The sequence below is a fragment of the Robertmurraya sp. FSL W8-0741 genome, assembly GCF_038004005.1.
GTDB classification, from domain to species: Bacteria; Bacillota; Bacilli; order Bacillales; family Cytobacillaceae; genus Robertmurraya; species Robertmurraya siralis.
The window spans coordinates 192,734-209,655 of sequence record NZ_JBBOQG010000001.1; the positions used below are offsets into that span (position 1 = coordinate 192,734).

Here is a 16,922-nt window from a genome sequence, read left to right on the forward strand (position 1 = left end):
GCTCCTTTTCCTATTCAATCACTACTCATCTTCTTGAGTTATTAATATTTTCACAGTCTCTCTCGCTAATTTCCATTCCACATTGTTCGGTCCATCGACCTGAATCTTGACTTCATGCTCCCCTGGTTCCAAATTTGATGCATCAATAAAAAGGCGAAAGCTTGATGCTGATAAGGAGGCGATGTCTCCACTGCTGCCTGATAGCGTCAGGCTTGTCGAGCCATTCGCTGGTTCACGAAACACAGCTTCATATGAATTTGATAGTCCTTCTATACCAATAGGAATATTAGAAAACGTTCGATCTTCTGTTTTATTGGCCCGAATCGATACTTTTACGACTTGTGGGTCAACGGCAATAACCCCTTCAGAGATAATGACAGGTAGGGTCAGCTCAGTATCCTTTTCAATTTCACTTACATCTAGTTCTACCCGGACTGAATCGGTTTTGTCTAATACATCCTCAGGGGCGATGATTTTCGCTTCATCTTTTTCCAATCTGATCGATTCAATCGTGACACCCGCTGGCAATCTTCCCGATTGCACAATGTTGATCGGGACTGTCTTCGTTGATGCTTTTACCGGAATTGTCACTTGAACCGTGCTAGGTTCAACAAGAACATCCAATTTATTTAAAGCTTGATCAAGGACTAATATATTTGCTTCTCTTTTGATCGTTTCATTAATTGGCCCTTTTATATCTAATGTCGCCTTCACATACGTAATGCTCTCAACGACATCCTTCGCCCCTGTCACCGTTACTTTATTCGGCTCTACAACGGCAACATCTGAAACATAACCTTCTGCTAAAATATTGCTATCGAACTCTGCTTCGACACTAAATTCCTTCGATACTTTTTCTTGTACGGATACCGTAATGGTCGCAGGATCAATGCTAACCTTTAATCTTTCTGATATGTCCCGAATCTGAATTTGTACTTCTTGGGTACCAATTTCTGCTTCTGTTAAATCAACGTATACTTCAAATCCTCTTTGCGCTAGAGCTTGCTGAAGATTTGAGCGAGGACCCGATAACGTCAGCTTCACAGTTTCCGGCACACCTGTTACAACAAGATTGTCCGCATCATAATAGCTTGTTACCGGCACTGCTTCAATGACCTCAGATTCTTGATCCTGAGGAACATTGACAACCGATTTATTTTCCTCATTCACATTTTCAAAAAGTAATAATGCCAACACTAGCGCTATCACGCGAATAAACCATTTATTTTCGATCAATTTATTAATATATTTATCCATTCGCTTTCCCCCTCCAGTTCCAGCGACCTGAAGAAGTCTGTTTAGCTTTTACCCCGGACAGTAGTTCCGCTCCTATTAACTCTCTGAATTTATCGAGCTTCAGATCACGATGCAGCTCGCCATTCTTCGTTAATGAAATCGAGCCCGTTTCTTCTGAAACAATGACTGTTAAGCTATCTGTAACCTCACTAATACCTAATGCTGCCCGATGCCTTGTCCCTAGTTCCTTTGAAATAAAAGGGCTCTCCGACAAGGGCAAATAACATGCTGCTGCGGCAACAGAATTTTTTTGTAAAATTACTGCGCCATCATGCAACGGTGTATTTGGGATAAAAATATTGATTAATAGCTCTGATGATATATTCGCATTAAGTGGAATTCCAGTTTCTATATAGTCTGCTAACCCCGTCTCTCGCTCAACGGAAATAAGGGCTCCAATCCGTCGTTTTGCCATATAATCTGTTGCCTTCACAATGGCTTCTACCATTTTTTCTTGTTCATCCTCTTCCTGATGCCCAGAGCGCGAGAAAAAGCCGCCTCTTCCCAATTGTTCCAAGGCTCTTCTTAACTCTGGCTGGAATATAATCACAAATGCGACGACTCCCCATATGAGTACTTGCTCCATCATCCAATTAAGCGTTTGTAAATGAAACTTGTCACTGATCAAAGTTACAATCAAAACAACAAAGATTCCTTTTAACAATTGAACAGCTTTCGTTCCTTTTATCACCATGATGAGCTTGTATATCACGAAAGTTACTAGGAGAATGTCAATGGCATTAATCAGTAGATCAAAGAGATTGAAATTTCCAATCGACATGGGACTTCCTCCAATTATATATTTAAAAGCAAGCATGCTTTGATTTCGATTCATTTTACCCTATAGTATACCATATTTCAAAGAAACGCCATTTTAATCACATGTGAAAGATCCGCAATACAAAAAAAGCTCAGTGCGCCTTCGGAAAAATCGAAAAAAAACGTTACCTGCGAGAATGAACCCTTCATACATACTGGAGGGTATAGTGCTTTCGTTAAAAACTTCCTCTCTTCAATGCTCAAATAAAAAGGACCTTAAAGTTCAATAGATATCGATCCATTAAATATTATTCACCATAGAAAAGCAGTCACACCTTGTGACTGCTCCGACTCTTCGAAGAAGTTAATCGCTTCTTTCGCCATATTCTTCAAATGATACCATACCCATTCGAAGATCACATTGATTTCCTCAATCTCTCCGGTAACATCTCCGGCGGAAGCTAAATATTTCTCCCCGTTTATAACCGTTCCGTTTATAACGGTTACATTCCCATCAATCTGTCCGTCAATTCTAAGGCTGCCGTTTCGAACAACAACATCCCCTTTGACAACTTCGCCTTCTGGTACAATAACCGTATCATTTTTAACAATCAGGTTTGGCTGTTTCGAGACAGACAAATTATGGCCTGTGTTCCATGAGGAAAAAAGACTGCCCACCATCAAAACTAGAAACAAAGAGGCCGCGGTTAACAGCGGATGATGCCTCAACCATCTTTGGAAACCTACTTTTTTCTTTTCTTTTGGCAATCTATTCATCACATTCAATGTAAAGTCATCTGATGTTGTCACATGGGCAATACTCTTTACTAAAGCCAAAGATTTTTCTAGTTCCTGAAAATGCTTTTGACATTCAGGACATTTTAGAAGATGTTCTTTCAGTTCCTTTTCATGCTCTGTTGAGATCTCCTCATCTAAATATTCATGCATATAAGCAACATATTTTTCAGAACAACTCACTGTTCTCACCTCTCATTAAACATTCCGTAATTGGTGTCTCAACGCTTCTCGCCCTCTATGAATTCGGGTTTTAACTGTTCCTAAAGGCATATCCAGAATCTTACTGATTTCGTTTAACGAAAGTTCTTCGATATACTTTAAAACGATGACAGAGCGATACTTTTCAGGTAATTTTGCGATCTCTCTCTGGATCGTTTCATGTAGTTCAATACTTTCGACCTCTTCCTCTGGTAACGCTGAATCAGAAGGAACTTGCGAGTACATCGTTAACCCATCTGTACCAGAGACCTCCGCATCCAGGTAAAAATCCGGTTTCTTTTTTCTAATCCGGTCAATACACAGATTTGTGGCAATTCGATATAGCCACGTTGAAAATTTTAAATCAATATTAAAGCTTGCAATGTTTACATATGCTCGGATAAATGCCTCCTGTGCCATGTCCTCAGCCTCATGGCGATTCCCCAGCATTCGAAAGCATAGTTGAAATACTTTATCTTTATAGATTTCAACTATTTCCGCATAGGCATTTTGATCGCCTTTCAGTACTTGCTTAATTCTTTTTTTGACTATTGCATCCATTTTTCTATTTACCTCCGCTCTATGCGGCTAGTCGATATACGAATCGATAGCAGAAAAAGTTTCATTTATTTACGAGAACAATTTATTAATTCTCTATTCTAAGCTAAAGTATCAAAGTTACGTAAGTAAATGGAACCATGATTATTTATATACCTTCTATTTTAACAAAAAGGTTTAAGAATTTGGACATCGGGAATAAAGAATTTAAAGGATGGTGTTATGAGGACAAAATTATTACAGGAAATTGAATCGTGTCGTAATCAAATGATCTCCATTGCCGCCTCGACTTCACTTACAGATGAAGAAGTACTTAAGCTTAGCAAAGAACTTGATGTTTTGTTAAATCAGTATCAAGAATACGAAGAAACCCTAAAATAATAGTAAACTGCACCCCCCATACCTAACATCGGGGGTGCAGCCCTTACTATCAAATATGTCTCACTATTACATTTTATAATAATTTCTCACCAAATAAGGAACCCATTAAAGCCACCGCCACTGACGCTGTTTTGTTTTTCTCATCTAAGATTGGATTTACTTCAACAAATTCAGCTGAAGTGATAATTTCCGATTCAGCTAACATCTCCATCGCTAAATGGCTTTCACGATAGCTTATCCCTCCATTCACCGGAGTTCCGACTCCAGGCGCATCTGTTGGGTCCAACCCATCTAAATCCAGTGACAAATGTACCCCATCTGTCCGTTCCTGTAAATATTGAATTGATTCTTCCATGACCTTTGTCATCCCTAAACGATCAATTTCATGCATTGTATAGACTCTAATTCCCTTTTCTTTAATGAGTGCTCTCTCGCCTTCATCTAATGAACGAGCGCCAATAATCACGATATTTTCAGGTTTTACTTTTGGTTGATAACCGCCTATCTTCGTTAACAACGGATGCCCTAAACCAATACTGACAGCTAAGGGCATTCCATGAATGTTACCAGACGGTGATGTTTCAGCCGTATTTAGATCACCGTGAGCATCGTACCAGATTACGCCCAGATTCTGATAGTGCCTAGATACACCTGCTAGAGTTCCTATGGCAATACTATGATCGCCACCCAACACTAAAGGGAAGGCGCCGGATTGAATGACTTCATCTACTTTGTCAGCTAGGATAGCCGTTTTCTCAGCAATCAATTCAAGATTCCTTAGCTTTGACTCCTTATCAATCCGAACCTCCGGTCTCCCAATTGAAATATCACCAAGATCAATCACTTCATCAAATAACATTTGTAACCTTTCATTTACTCCCGCGTAGCGAATGGCACTTGGCCCCATATCTACACCACGCCTCATTTGCCCCAAATCCATCGGCATCCCGATAATAGATAACTTTCGCACCTGCTTTTCCCTCCCATCTTGTCTTACTCTTATTTTATACGCTTACATTCCTTTGACTCAACTCGACAAAATAATGTATATATATACGTTTGAAAATTCAGTAAAATCCAAATACCAGAGCATACACATTCATATAAATACATGGAGTATTTTGAACAATATTGAAGTTAATATTCGCATAAAATGGAGATTTAAAGCTTGGAAAAGAGAATCAGCTGAAGAGCAATAATAGCTCGAGACTATAAATGACTTATACATCGTAGAAATAATTAGATATGTACATACGGGCTTTCAATGATTTTTTATAAATAGACTTACTTACATGATGATTTAATGTAATAGTCACTTTATCGGACTTCCCTCACGAATCATTATTCTGGAAATAATTTAAGTCTAGAAATTTTTTGAAACCTATCGAAATTCTAAAATAACCGCCTTTATCATAGATTCATGATAGCATGATAAAACAAAAAACCTCTTAAGATAACTATCTTAAGAGGTATGAGCCATGAAGGACTCGAACCTTCGACCCTCTGATTAAAAGTCAGATGCTCTACCGACTGAGCTAATGGCTCTAAAATTGGCTGGGCTAGCAGGATTCGAACCTACGAATGACGGAGTCAAAGTCCGTTGCCTTACCACTTGGCTATAGCCCAATAATATGTAAAATTCAAAAATAAAAAGGACTACTTATAGCTTGTCCTGTTTTTATGTTTTTATGATATAACTCTTATTTCCACTAGCGCCCTATAATGAAAATTTGTTACTGACTTTGTAATTAATAATGGTGCCTTATTTTCGCTATTGCGAAAAAAGGTTGGTGGAGGGGGACGGATTCGAACCGCCGAACCCGAAGGAGCGGATTTACAGTCCGCCGCGTTTAGCCACTTCGCTACCCCTCCGAAACATAAAAATGGTGCCGGCCAGAGGACTCGAACCCCCAACCTACTGATTACAAGTCAGTTGCTCTACCAATTGAGCTAGGCCGGCATACATATTAACACAAAAAATTAAAAGATATATTATTTCATTGACGCGAAAAAATAAAGAAGTACATTATTTTCGCTACCGCGAAAAAATGTTGGTGGAGGATGACGGGATCGAACCGCCGACCCCCTGCTTGTAAGGCAGGTGCTCTCCCAGCTGAGCTAATCCTCCAAAGTTGCAACAAGTGCAACTTTAATATGACCCCTACGGGATTCGAACCCGTGTTACCGCCGTGAAAGGGCGGTGTCTTAACCGCTTGACCAAGGGGCCGCAATGTCATTTTCAAAGAGCTTCCAACCGGGCTCGAACCGGTGACCTCTTCCTTACCATGGAAGTGCTCTACCTGCTGAGCTATGGAAGCATGCATTCTAGCTCACAATTATACTACTAATAAAGTGACTAAAATGGCTCCGCGGGTAGGATTCGAACCTACGACCGATCGGTTAACAGCCGATTGCTCTACCACTGAGCTACCGCGGAAAATTAAAAATACATTCCTCTACCTTGAATACTTCCCGATTGTCCTCATCTCAGAAAATTAGCTCAAGTAGCAGCTCGATGAGTACAACTCGCAGCACTTTCATGATGCTTTGCTCGTTGCTCTACCACTGAGCTACCGCGGAAAATTAATAAAATGTTCGCCCGGCAACGTCCTACTCTCACAAGGGGACAGCCCCTCACTACCATCGGCGCTGAGAAGCTTAACTTCCGTGTTCGGTATGGGAACGGGTGTGACCTTCTCGCTATCGTCACCGGACTATTTGATTGAAGGAAATCGATTTTGCTTACGCAAAAAGCTTTGTCCCTTCAAAACTAGATAATGGATGAAGAAGAAAAAGACCGAGTAACCTATTTGGTTAAGTCCTCGAACGATTAGTATCAGTCAGCTCCACATGTCACCATGCTTCCACCTCTGACCTATCAACCTGATCATCTTTCAGGGTTCTTACTAGCTTGCGCTATGGGAAATCTCATCTTGAGGGGGGCTTCATGCTTAGATGCTTTCAGCACTTATCCCTTCCGCACATAGCTACCCAGCGATGCTCTTGGCAGAACAACTGGTACACCAGCGGTGCGTCCATCCCGGTCCTCTCGTACTAAGGACAGCTCCTCTCAAATTTCCTACGCCCACGACGGATAGGGACCGAACTGTCTCACGACGTTCTGAACCCAGCTCGCGTACCGCTTTAATGGGCGAACAGCCCAACCCTTGGGACCGACTACAGCCCCAGGATGCGATGAGCCGACATCGAGGTGCCAAACCTCCCCGTCGATGTGGACTCTTGGGGGAGATAAGCCTGTTATCCCCGGGGTAGCTTTTATCCGTTGAGCGATGGCCCTTCCATGCGGAACCACCGGATCACTAAGCCCGACTTTCGTCCCTGCTCGACTTGTAGGTCTCGCAGTCAAGCTCCCTTGTGCCTTTACACTCTACGAATGATTTCCAACCATTCTGAGGGAACCTTTGGGCGCCTCCGTTACTCTTTAGGAGGCGACCGCCCCAGTCAAACTGCCCACCTGACACTGTCTCCCACCTCGATCAGAGGTGCGGGTTAGAATGTCAATACAGCCAGAGTAGTATCCCACCGACGCCTCCACCGAAGCTAGCGCTCCGGCTTCCACGGCTCCTACCTATCCTGTACAAGCTGTACCAAAATTCAATATCAGGCTACAGTAAAGCTCCACGGGGTCTTTCCGTCCTGTCGCGGGTAACCTGCATCTTCACAGGTACTATAATTTCACCGAGTCTCTCGTTGAGACAGTGCCCAGATCGTTACGCCTTTCGTGCGGGTCGGAACTTACCCGACAAGGAATTTCGCTACCTTAGGACCGTTATAGTTACGGCCGCCGTTTACTGGGGCTTCAATTCAGAGCTTCGCGTAAGCTAACCCCTCCTCTTAACCTTCCAGCACCGGGCAGGCGTCAGCCCCTATACTTCGCCTTGCGGCTTCGCAGAGACCTGTGTTTTTGCTAAACAGTCGCCTGGGCCTATTCACTGCGGCTCTTCAGGGCTATGCACCCTAAAAAGCACCCCTTCTCCCGAAGTTACGGGGTCATTTTGCCGAGTTCCTTAACGAGAGTTCTCTCGCTCACCTTAGGATTCTCTCCTCGCCTACCTGTGTCGGTTTGCGGTACGGGCACCTGTTTTCTCACTAGAGGCTTTTCTTGGCAGTGTGGAATCAGGAACTTCGGTACTTGATTTCCCTCGCTGTCACAGCTCAAGCGTATGGCAAGCGGATTTGCCTACTTGCCGCTCTAACTGCTTAGACGCACATATCCAGCAGTGCGCTTACCCTATCCTCCTGCGTCCCCCCATCGCTCAAACAAAAACGAGGTGGTACAGGAATATCAACCTGTTGTCCATCGCCTACGCCTTTCGGCCTCGGCTTAGGTCCCGACTAACCCTGAGCGGACGAGCCTTCCTCAGGAAACCTTAGGCATTCGGTGGATGGGATTCTCACCCATCTTTCGCTACTCATACCGGCATTCTCACTTCTAAGCGCTCCACCAGTCCTTCCGGTCTAGCTTCAACGCCCTTAGAACGCTCTCCTACCGCGTACACCTACGGTGTACACCCACAGCTTCGGTGATACGTTTAGCCCCGGTACATTTTCGGCGCGGGGTCACTCGACCAGTGAGCTATTACGCACTCTTTAAATGATGGCTGCTTCTAAGCCAACATCCTGGTTGTCTAAGCAACCCCACATCCTTTTCCACTTAACGTATACTTTGGGACCTTAGCTGGTGGTCTGGGCTGTTTCCCTTTTGACTACGGATCTTATCACTCGCAGTCTGACTCCCACGTTTAAGTACTTGGCATTCGGAGTTTGTCTGAATTCGGTAACCCGATGAGGGCCCCTAGTCCAAACAGTGCTCTACCTCCAAGACTCGTTCTTCGTGAGGCTAGCCCTAAAGCTATTTCGGAGAGAACCAGCTATCTCCAAGTTCGATTGGAATTTCTCCGCTACCCACACCTCATCCCCGCACTTTTCAACGTGCGTGGGTTCGGTCCTCCATTCAGTGTTACCTGAACTTCAACCTGGACATGGGTAGATCACCTGGTTTCGGGTCTACGACTACATACTCAAGACGCCCTATTCAGACTCGCTTTCGCTGCGGCTCCGTCTTCTCAACTTAACCTTGCATGCAATCGTAACTCGCCGGTTCATTCTACAAAAGGCACGCTATCACCCAGCATGTTTCCAAAGGAAATATGCATAGGGCTCTAACTACTTGTAGGCACACGGTTTCAGGTTCTCTTTCACTCCCCTTCCGGGGTGCTTTTCACCTTTCCCTCACGGTACTGGTTCACTATCGGTCACTAGGGAGTATTTAGCCTTGGGAGATGGTCCTCCCAGCTTCCGACGGGATTTCACGTGTCCCGCCGTACTCAGGATCCACTCAAGAGGGAACGAAGTTTCAACTACAGGGTTGTTACCTTCTCTGACCAGCCTTTCCAGACTTGTTCGTTTACTCCGTTCCTTTGTAACTCCGTATAGAGTGTCCTACAACCCCAAGAGGCAAGCCTCTTGGTTTGGGCTAATCCCGTTTCGCTCGCCGCTACTCAGGGAATCGCGTTTGCTTTCTCTTCCTCCGGGTACTTAGATGTTTCAGTTCCCCGGGTCTGCCTTCCATCCCCTATGTATTCAGGTATGGATACCATCCCATTACGGATGATGGGTTTCCCCATTCGGAAATCTCCGGATCAAAGCTTACTTACAGCTCCCCGAAGCATATCGGTGTTAGTCCCGTCCTTCATCGGCTCCTAGTGCCAAGGCATCCACCGTGCGCCCTTTATAACTTAACCATTCGGCAAATGATCAGCTACACATCTCTTCGTCATCTTTACTCGTCAGTATCCTCGCGTACAGACTACGTACGCTCCGGTACTTCCTCGCTTGATTCCTCGACTTGTTTGCTTCTCATTTCCCTCAACTTTCGGCTTCCGATAAGCGGCGCATCTCTGCGTCAGCTCCCTCTCTACGCTCCTCACGTACCCATTACGTACGCTCCGATGCTCGTTCGGTCGCTTCCTTGATCTACTTGCTTCTCGAAACCCTCTTGTTCGGCTTTCAATACATCAACACAACTTTGTGTGATTTCTTGAAACCCTCGCGGTTTACTCTATGAATAAATCAATAGAGAGAAAAACTAAAATGGCGATTACTCGGTAATTTCTTGGTTCTTCTTCATTATCATTATCTAGTTTTCAAGGTACAAACGGCGAATGATAAGCTTCGCATCTTTAATCTGCTCGCTTCTAATTCACCTTCATTCTATTTTGAGAGATTGCACTCTCAAAACTAAACAAACCATACGGCTATTTTGACTTGGCAAAATAGCCTCATCAACTTTACGATTTATGAGACATCTAAGCCTCAATATTCCTTAGAAAGGAGGTGATCCAGCCGCACCTTCCGATACGGCTACCTTGTTACGACTTCACCCCAATCATCTGTCCCACCTTAGGCGGCTGGCTCTAGTGGTTTCACTGAATTTCCGACTACTTTTATCAGATACTCAGTGAAACCACCAGTTACCTCACCGACTTCGGGTGTTACAAACTCTCGTGGTGTGACGGGCGGTGTGTACAAGGCCCGGGAACGTATTCACCGCGGCATGCTGATCCGCGATTACTAGCGATTCCGGCTTCATGTAGGCGAGTTGCAGCCTACAATCCGAACTGAGAATGGTTTTATGGGATTCGCTCCACCTCGCGGCTTCGCTGCCCTTTGTACCATCCATTGTAGCACGTGTGTAGCCCAGGTCATAAGGGGCATGATGATTTGACGTCATCCCCACCTTCCTCCGGTTTGTCACCGGCAGTCACCTTAGAGTGCCCAACTGAATGCTGGCAACTAAGATCAAGGGTTGCGCTCGTTGCGGGACTTAACCCAACATCTCACGACACGAGCTGACGACAACCATGCACCACCTGTCACTCCGTCCCCCGAAGGGGAACGCCCTATCTCTAGGGGTGGCAGAGGATGTCAAGACCTGGTAAGGTTCTTCGCGTTGCTTCGAATTAAACCACATGCTCCACCGCTTGTGCGGGCCCCCGTCAATTCCTTTGAGTTTCAGCCTTGCGGCCGTACTCCCCAGGCGGAGTGCTTAATGCGTTTGCTGCAGCACTAAAGGGCGGAAACCCTCTAACACTTAGCACTCATCGTTTACGGCGTGGACTACCAGGGTATCTAATCCTGTTTGCTCCCCACGCTTTCGCGCCTCAGCGTCAGTTACAGACCAAAGAGCCGCCTTCGCCACTGGTGTTCCTCCACATCTCTACGCATTTCACCGCTACACGTGGAATTCCGCTCTTCTCTTCTGCACTCAAGTTCCCCAGTTTCCAATGACCCTCCACGGTTGAGCCGTGGGCTTTCACATCAGACTTAAAGAACCGCCTGCGCGCGCTTTACGCCCAATAATTCCGGACAACGCTTGCCACCTACGTATTACCGCGGCTGCTGGCACGTAGTTAGCCGTGGCTTTCTGGTTAGGTACCGTCAAGGTACCGGCAGTTACTCCGGTACTTGTTCTTCCCTAACAACAGAGTTTTACGATCCGAAAACCTTCATCACTCACGCGGCGTTGCTCCGTCAGACTTTCGTCCATTGCGGAAGATTCCCTACTGCTGCCTCCCGTAGGAGTCTGGGCCGTGTCTCAGTCCCAGTGTGGCCGATCACCCTCTCAGGTCGGCTACGCATCGTCGCCTTGGTGAGCCGTTACCTCACCAACTAGCTAATGCGCCGCGGGCCCATCTATAAGTGATAGCCGAAACCATCTTTCCGCTTTCGAACATGTGTTCAAAAGCATTATCCGGTATTAGCTCCGGTTTCCCGAAGTTATCCCAGTCTTATAGGCAGGTTGCCCACGTGTTACTCACCCGTCCGCCGCTCAAGCAACAAGAAAGCAAGCTTTCTTGTGCAAGCGCTCGACTTGCATGTATTAGGCACGCCGCCAGCGTTCGTCCTGAGCCAGGATCAAACTCTCCAATAAAGAGTAAGATTAGCTCTTATGTTTAAAATAAACGTTGGCTAGTTTCAGCTTCTTAAAGAAAGATAGCCTCCACTATAATTATTTGTTGACGTATGATTTGTTTAGTTTTCAAAGTGCAATAACAACGGATATTTCGCATTAACGAAATGCCATTTCTCAACTCTCCCAAGAAGGGAAATTTCTTTGCATCGCCCGTAAGCGACTTTTTTAATATAACACATCAATAATTCTTCGTCAACAACTTTTTAAAAACTTTTTTCGTTCTTGCTAAGTTGTTATCAGCGACGTTTATTAATATATCAAGATAGCAATACGAAGTCAATACTCTTTTCGCAAATTATTTAAATGCTTTTTGTTGAGCGAATATACGTTAAGCATTCCTTAGAAGGAGCCACTCGCTTAAACAGAGCAAACAATATTTTATATCTTTCTTCCATCGCTCTTTTAACAATATGATCTATACGCTCGTCTTCTAAGTCAAAAAGAATCTCATCCATTTCTCTCTTAATTAAATACTGAATTTCCTTTACTTCCTTATCATTCATCATCATCCCTAACACTTTAACCACTCCTATATGCTTAATGGTTATTGTAGTGTTATCCATTTTTATTATTTTTATGAGTAGTTAACATATTTTTCTTAGCATTGCATAACTATGAGACAAGGAGTGTATTGGACGAGGTGATGGAAATTGAACTTTTTTTTCGTACTAAATGGCAAAACCATTAAACAATTAACCCTAATTATTATCGCAGCCTTTTTTACAGCATGGTTTTTGTATCTAGAAAGTTATATTCATATTCCTACTTTCTCAGATAAAAATGAACCAAAGGCCATTTACAAAGGTGAGAAGAATCTTGCCTTAACGTTTAATATCGGCTGGGGAGATGAGAAGGCTGAGCCTATACTTGATATTTTAAAAAGAGAGGAGATAGCAACAGCTACCTTTTTTCTATCAGGAGCATGGGCTGAGAGACACCCTGATTTAGTCGAACGAATTGTAAAAGATGGCTATGAAATCGGATTATTAGGATACAATTATGTCGATTATACAAATGTCGAGGAAGAGGAAGTTCGCAAAGATTTAGCTACAGCCCTAGAAGCATTTAAAAAATTAAATATCAAAAATATTAAGCTTGCTCGTGCTCCCACTGGACATTTTGACCAAAAAACATTAAAGATAGCTGAACGTCTCGGCTTAACTTTTGTCCATTGGAGTGTAGATTCTAAAGACTGGACGAATCCAGGAGTTGAGGTCATTGTAAAAAATGTCTCGAAGGCGAAAAAAGGAGATATTATCCTTATGCACGCTTCCGATTCTGCTAAACAAACCGCTGATGCGATTCCTTCTATAATGAAGGAACTTCGAAAAAAGGGACTCAAGTTTGTAAACGTATCTGAAATGATTGTCAATGCTGATTCCAAAACAAAAGAGATTAAATAAGTATATGGACCGAGACAATTTTCAAAAAAAAGAAAATTGCTTTATCGGTGGAAGCAAACAGAAATCGCAAATCCTGGACAGGACCAAATCGACATTCAAACTTCTAAGCACTTCAAGAAAAGAAGCCTTACGCAGGCTTCTTTTCTTGTGCAGATTTTTGATTTAATTTATGAAGTATGAGCATTTGGTAGCCGTTGCATAATAACAGAGGGTATAGCATTAAGTACAGCCACCCTTCCTCATTCACACGCAAAACGGGCATCCATTCAATAACGGTAACAACAATCATAAAAAAGACGGCCGGAATAAAAGCCTCCTTATTGGTTTGCTTCGCTTTAAAAAAGGCAACAACTAGTGCGACAATTAAAATGAATGCAGGGTCCCATAGATAAGAAGTAACACTACCACCAAAGGCTCTATGACGGAAATAAACTAAATCAAATAAAACAAATAAAATGAGTACAACCTGAACAGCATTCCATAGTCTTACTGATTTAAAAATTCCCAACCCAAAGCGGTGTACAGTTAAGTAAGCAAAAAAGCCCATTTGGCTAATTAAACTAAAAATCAAACCTACTCCGATAAACCAAAACAGCGTCGACAAAATTTTCAGAATATCAAAATCCGTAAAATAGGATTGAAATTCATCCCAACGAACAATAAATCCTATTATCCCTGTTGCAAACCCACCGAGCAACAGCGTGGACATAAACAATTGAACAACATAACGGCTTTTCACGTTTGTTTTCCTCCAAGTTCTAGATTCCCCTCTAGATTGTACCAACCAAAGTTTGAAAAATCTAGGCATTCGGATCAAACGCATAAAAATTGTTAAAATTCTTCATGATAAAGAATAAGTGGGCTTATTTGTTCATCACTAATCGATTTACAACAATAGACCTATTTCAGCATTTAGTGAAAGGAGCTTTTGTTATGAGGAATAAAACGGTTTTGCTCCTCATCGGTTTACTTGTTATTGCAATCACTGGTTGTGCTCAAACAGAGGCAGGCAGCAAAGAACTTGATTACGAGGAAACAAAGAAAATGGTCGTAGATATTTTGAAAACAGATGATGGAAAGAAAGCTCTCCAAGAAGTTATGGGCGATGATGGAATGAAGGAGAAGCTTGTCATGGATCAGGCAGTTGTTTCAACCACTATTCAAGAAACACTTACATCTGAAAAAGGGGCAGAGTTTTGGAAAAAGCAATTTGAGGATCCTAAATTTGCAGAAGCCTTTGCTAAAGGTATGCAATCAGAGCACGAAAAGCTAATCAAGAGTCTTATGAAGGATCCTGAATACCAAGGAATGATGATTGAGCTCCTTAAAGATCCAGAGTTAACAAAAGAAGTCACAGCCTTAATGAAGAGCAAGGAGTACCGGGAGCATCTCCAAAAAGTTATGACAGAAACCTTCGAAAGTCCTCTTTACAAGGCAAAAATTGAAGATATATTATTGAAGGCCGCCACGGAAAAAGGAAGTGGAGAAGGGGAAAAGAAAGAAGAAGAATAATTCCTAAAGAGGATGTCCCATTGCAAAATGGAACATCCTCTTTGATTATTATTTTTCTAATTTCGAAATGACTTTTTGCGCAATATCTAAATATATTTTTCCAATCTTATGATCTTCTTGGTAGACTGACGGAGCAAAATCATCCTCGTTCCAATCTGGCTGACCTAATGGCAGCTGACCTAACACCTCTGTTCTAAGCTCATCTGCAAGCTTCTCTCCGCCACCTTGACCAAAAACATATTCCTTTTCTCCTGTTAATTGACTTTCAAAATAGGCCATATTTTCAACAACCCCGAGAATTTCATGCTCGGTTTTCAAAGCCATTGCTCCAGCACGGGCTGCAACAAAAGCTGCTGTTGGATGCGGTGTTGTTACGATCAATTCTTTGCAGGATGGAAGCATAGAGTGAACATCTAAAGCTACATCACCTGTTCCCGGAGGGAGATCGAGAAGTAAGTAGTCGAGTTCGCCCCACTCCACCTCATTGAAGAAGCTGTTCAACATTTTACCTAGCATTGGTCCACGCCAGATAATCGGTGCGTTATCTTCAACAAAGAAGCCCATCGAAATGACTTGTACGCCGTAGCGTTCCACTGGAATAATCTTTTCTCCACGTACGGCTGGTCGCTCTGTAATTCCCATCATATCAGGTACGCTAAATCCATAAATATCCGCATCCACAAGACCGACCTTTTTGCCGAGTCGGGCTAACGAAATAGCCAGGTTGACTGATACAGTTGATTTACCAACTCCGCCCTTACCACTCGCAATGGCAATAAAAGTCGTATTGCTTTTTAATAAACCCTCGGATTCATCTTCAGCGATACGGTGCTGTGCCAATACTTCCTCCGGAAGCTGGGAAAAGCGAATTCCAACCGTCTCAGCTCCACCTTGTTTTAGCAAGCGAACAACTTCTTGCTGAAGCTGTAGCTGTTCAGCGGTACCTGTTTTAGCAATCGCTATTTTTACACTGACGTGGTTTTTTTCTGCCTTTACTTTCACTTCTTCGATTGCATTCAATTCTTTTAACGTTTTATGTAAGAAAGGTTCCTTTATTCCGTTAAGAATCTCAACAACGTTTGCTTCTGATAACATGTATGACACCCTTTCTTGAATTCGTTTCCAATCATAGTATAACATAAACGCGTCGCCTGTCTGTTAATTCGATCACACCCTTTTTGGGCAAGCCAAAAAGAAGGCTTCTAACGCCTTCCTATTCGCTCTCCTCCAGCTCATCCTCTTTCGAGTAGTAGCGCAATATGCCTTTATAAACAGACGCGGCTATTTGTTCTTGATAGTCTTCCTGCATAAGTCTTTCACGCTCCGCCGGGTTAGACAAAAATCCCACTTCAACAAGCACGCCAGGTTTTTTCGCATATTTTAAAATATACACTTGATTAATCGGCTTTGCCTTTCTCGTCGTGTTTTCTAAATTATGACGAAGTTCATCTTGAATAAATTTTGCCGCCCGAGCATTTTCAGAAATTTGACTAGCATAAAAAGTTTGCGCTCCACTCCACCTTGGAGAAGGAATTGCATTCAAATGAATACTGACGTAAAAATCCGCTTCCGATTCATTGATCATCTCTAGTCTTCGCTTCAAATCCTCTGTTTTTCTGCGACTAAGACCCTTTGTTTCTTCATCTGCCAGATCAATATCTTCTTCCCTTGTCATCATCACTAAAGCACCCTGTTGCTGCAAATAATCTCTTAATTTAAAGGCAATCGTTAATGCGATATCCTTTTCTAGTGCTTCACTGTCGCCAGCACCTCCATCGGGACCGCCGTGGCCAGGATCTAATAAAATAATCTCTCCAGATAAAGGAAGGTTCCACGGCTTAATTGAGTTATCATTTCGAAAGTCGTATTGTAAAATGAAAATTAAGAGGGTAAGCCCTACAAGAAATGCAGCAATTTTTATCTTCCTTCTATTCATTCCCATAACCAACCCTTCCTGCTCGTCCTTTTCATTTCAATATATGGGACAAGAAGAAGGATTAGAACAAATAATCTTTGCTCTT

General features: G+C 43.1%; 12 protein-coding genes, 8 tRNA genes and 3 rRNA genes. 3 read left to right on the forward strand and 20 right to left on the reverse strand.

The features are described 5' to 3' along the window. Positions 1-21: 21 nt before the first annotated feature. The 4 genes from NST02_RS00940 to sigW all read right to left on the reverse strand — a co-directional run bounded on the left by NST02_RS00940 (position 22) and on the right by sigW (position 3,612). Entirely contained in the window at positions 22-1,257 is a 1,236-nt protein-coding gene (locus tag NST02_RS00940; protein WP_095314598.1) for a CdaR family protein, read from the reverse strand. Then, positions 1,250-2,077 carry a diadenylate cyclase CdaA gene (gene cdaA / locus NST02_RS00945; protein ID WP_137744582.1) on the reverse strand — a complete coding sequence of 276 codons (828 nt, stop codon included), beginning with the start codon at positions 2,075-2,077 and terminating at the stop codon, positions 1,250-1,252. Before cdaA ends, NST02_RS00940 begins: the two co-directional genes overlap by 8 nt. Positions 2,078-2,367: 290 nt before the next feature. Further along, a complete protein-coding gene (locus NST02_RS00950; RefSeq protein ID WP_095314600.1) occupies positions 2,368-3,033 on the reverse strand; it encodes an anti-sigma factor family protein in 666 nt (221 codons plus the stop codon). Positions 3,034-3,048: 15 nt separating this feature from the next. Continuing rightward, positions 3,049-3,612, reverse strand: coding sequence for an RNA polymerase sigma factor SigW (gene sigW, locus NST02_RS00955; protein WP_137744581.1), 564 nt, complete (start codon positions 3,610-3,612; stop codon positions 3,049-3,051). A gap of 219 nt (positions 3,613-3,831) precedes the next feature. On the opposite strand from sigW, the gene NST02_RS00960 reads away from it, so the two are divergent. Then, positions 3,832-3,990 (forward strand): aspartyl-phosphate phosphatase Spo0E family protein, encoded by a 159-nt coding sequence (locus NST02_RS00960; protein ID WP_095314602.1) that lies wholly within the window; start codon positions 3,832-3,834, stop codon positions 3,988-3,990. 73 nt (positions 3,991-4,063) lie between these two features. On the opposite strand, the gene rocF is transcribed toward NST02_RS00960, so the two are convergent. The 13 genes from rocF to NST02_RS01025 form a co-directional block, all read right to left on the reverse strand. Continuing rightward, positions 4,064-4,960, reverse strand: coding sequence for an arginase (gene rocF / locus NST02_RS00965; protein WP_095314603.1), 897 nt, complete (start codon positions 4,958-4,960; stop codon positions 4,064-4,066). Positions 4,961-5,462: 502 nt separating this feature from the next. After that, a tRNA-Lys gene (locus NST02_RS00970) sits at positions 5,463-5,535 on the reverse strand. 6 nt (positions 5,536-5,541) lie between these two features. Next, positions 5,542-5,616, reverse strand: a tRNA-Gln gene (locus tag NST02_RS00975). Between the two features lie 162 nt (positions 5,617-5,778). Continuing rightward, positions 5,779-5,862: transfer RNA gene (locus tag NST02_RS00980), tRNA-Tyr, on the reverse strand. Between the two features lie 12 nt (positions 5,863-5,874). Beyond that, positions 5,875-5,950, reverse strand: a tRNA-Thr gene (locus NST02_RS00985). Between the two features lie 92 nt (positions 5,951-6,042). After that, a tRNA-Val gene (locus NST02_RS00990) sits at positions 6,043-6,118 on the reverse strand. 27 nt (positions 6,119-6,145) lie between these two features. Continuing rightward, positions 6,146-6,217, reverse strand: a tRNA-Glu gene (locus NST02_RS00995). An 18-nt stretch (positions 6,218-6,235) separates the two neighbouring features. Next, a tRNA-Thr gene (locus tag NST02_RS01000) sits at positions 6,236-6,308 on the reverse strand. 44 nt (positions 6,309-6,352) lie between these two features. Then, a tRNA-Asn gene (locus NST02_RS01005) sits at positions 6,353-6,427 on the reverse strand. A 160-nt stretch (positions 6,428-6,587) separates the two neighbouring features. Then, positions 6,588-6,704: ribosomal RNA gene (gene rrf, locus NST02_RS01010) — 5S ribosomal RNA — on the reverse strand. A gap of 96 nt (positions 6,705-6,800) precedes the next feature. Further along, a 23S ribosomal RNA gene (locus NST02_RS01015) occupies positions 6,801-9,755 on the reverse strand. A 585-nt stretch (positions 9,756-10,340) separates the two neighbouring features. After that, positions 10,341-11,944: ribosomal RNA gene (locus tag NST02_RS01020) — 16S ribosomal RNA — on the reverse strand. Together the 16S, 23S and 5S rRNA genes with 8 tRNA genes alongside form the textbook arrangement of a ribosomal RNA operon. 341 nt (positions 11,945-12,285) lie before the next feature. Next, a complete protein-coding gene (locus tag NST02_RS01025; protein ID WP_095313849.1) occupies positions 12,286-12,504 on the reverse strand; it encodes a hypothetical protein in 219 nt (72 codons plus the stop codon). A gap of 132 nt (positions 12,505-12,636) precedes the next feature. Here NST02_RS01025 and pdaB point away from each other — a divergent pair, with 132 nt between their 5' ends. Next, positions 12,637-13,389, forward strand: a complete 753-nt coding sequence (gene pdaB, locus NST02_RS01030) for a polysaccharide deacetylase family sporulation protein PdaB (protein WP_095313847.1) — start codon at positions 12,637-12,639, stop codon at positions 13,387-13,389. A 127-nt stretch (positions 13,390-13,516) separates the two neighbouring features. Here pdaB and NST02_RS01035 read toward each other — a convergent pair whose 3' ends face one another. Then, positions 13,517-14,128 (reverse strand): KinB-signaling pathway activation protein, encoded by a 612-nt coding sequence (locus NST02_RS01035; protein WP_095313845.1) that lies wholly within the window; start codon positions 14,126-14,128, stop codon positions 13,517-13,519. Positions 14,129-14,322: 194 nt separating this feature from the next. Between NST02_RS01035 and gerD the strand changes: the two genes are divergently transcribed. Continuing rightward, positions 14,323-14,901, forward strand: coding sequence for a spore germination lipoprotein GerD (gerD, locus tag NST02_RS01040; RefSeq protein WP_095313843.1), 579 nt, complete (start codon positions 14,323-14,325; stop codon positions 14,899-14,901). A 48-nt stretch (positions 14,902-14,949) separates the two neighbouring features. Here the strand turns inward: gerD and NST02_RS01045 are convergent, their stop codons facing one another. Next, positions 14,950-15,996: an Mrp/NBP35 family ATP-binding protein gene (locus NST02_RS01045; protein ID WP_212934454.1), complete on the reverse strand. Its 1,047-nt coding sequence runs from the start codon at positions 15,994-15,996 to the stop codon at positions 14,950-14,952. Positions 15,997-16,114: 118 nt separating this feature from the next. Continuing rightward, entirely contained in the window at positions 16,115-16,837 is a 723-nt protein-coding gene (gene cwlD / locus NST02_RS01050; RefSeq protein ID WP_095313857.1) for an N-acetylmuramoyl-L-alanine amidase CwlD, read from the reverse strand. Positions 16,838-16,922: the final 85 nt, after the last annotated feature.

What these genes read in the sequence shown, in the direction of transcription:
- cdaA (WP_137744582.1), bottom strand. Translation starts at nt 2,077, where the DNA reads ATGTCGATTGGAAATTTCAATCTCTTTGATCTACTGATTAATGCCATT.
- NST02_RS01045 (WP_212934454.1), bottom strand. Translation starts at nt 15,996, where the DNA reads ATGTTATCAGAAGCAAACGTTGTTGAGATTCTTAACGGAATAAAGGAA.
- NST02_RS00960 (WP_095314602.1), top strand. Translation starts at nt 3,832, where the DNA reads ATGAGGACAAAATTATTACAGGAAATTGAATCGTGTCGTAATCAAATG.
- sigW (WP_137744581.1), bottom strand. Translation starts at nt 3,612, where the DNA reads ATGGATGCAATAGTCAAAAAAAGAATTAAGCAAGTACTGAAAGGCGAT.
- cwlD (WP_095313857.1), bottom strand. Translation starts at nt 16,837, where the DNA reads ATGAATAGAAGGAAGATAAAAATTGCTGCATTTCTTGTAGGGCTTACC.
- gerD (WP_095313843.1), top strand. Translation starts at nt 14,323, where the DNA reads ATGAGGAATAAAACGGTTTTGCTCCTCATCGGTTTACTTGTTATTGCA.
- NST02_RS00940 (WP_095314598.1), bottom strand. Translation starts at nt 1,257, where the DNA reads ATGGATAAATATATTAATAAATTGATCGAAAATAAATGGTTTATTCGC.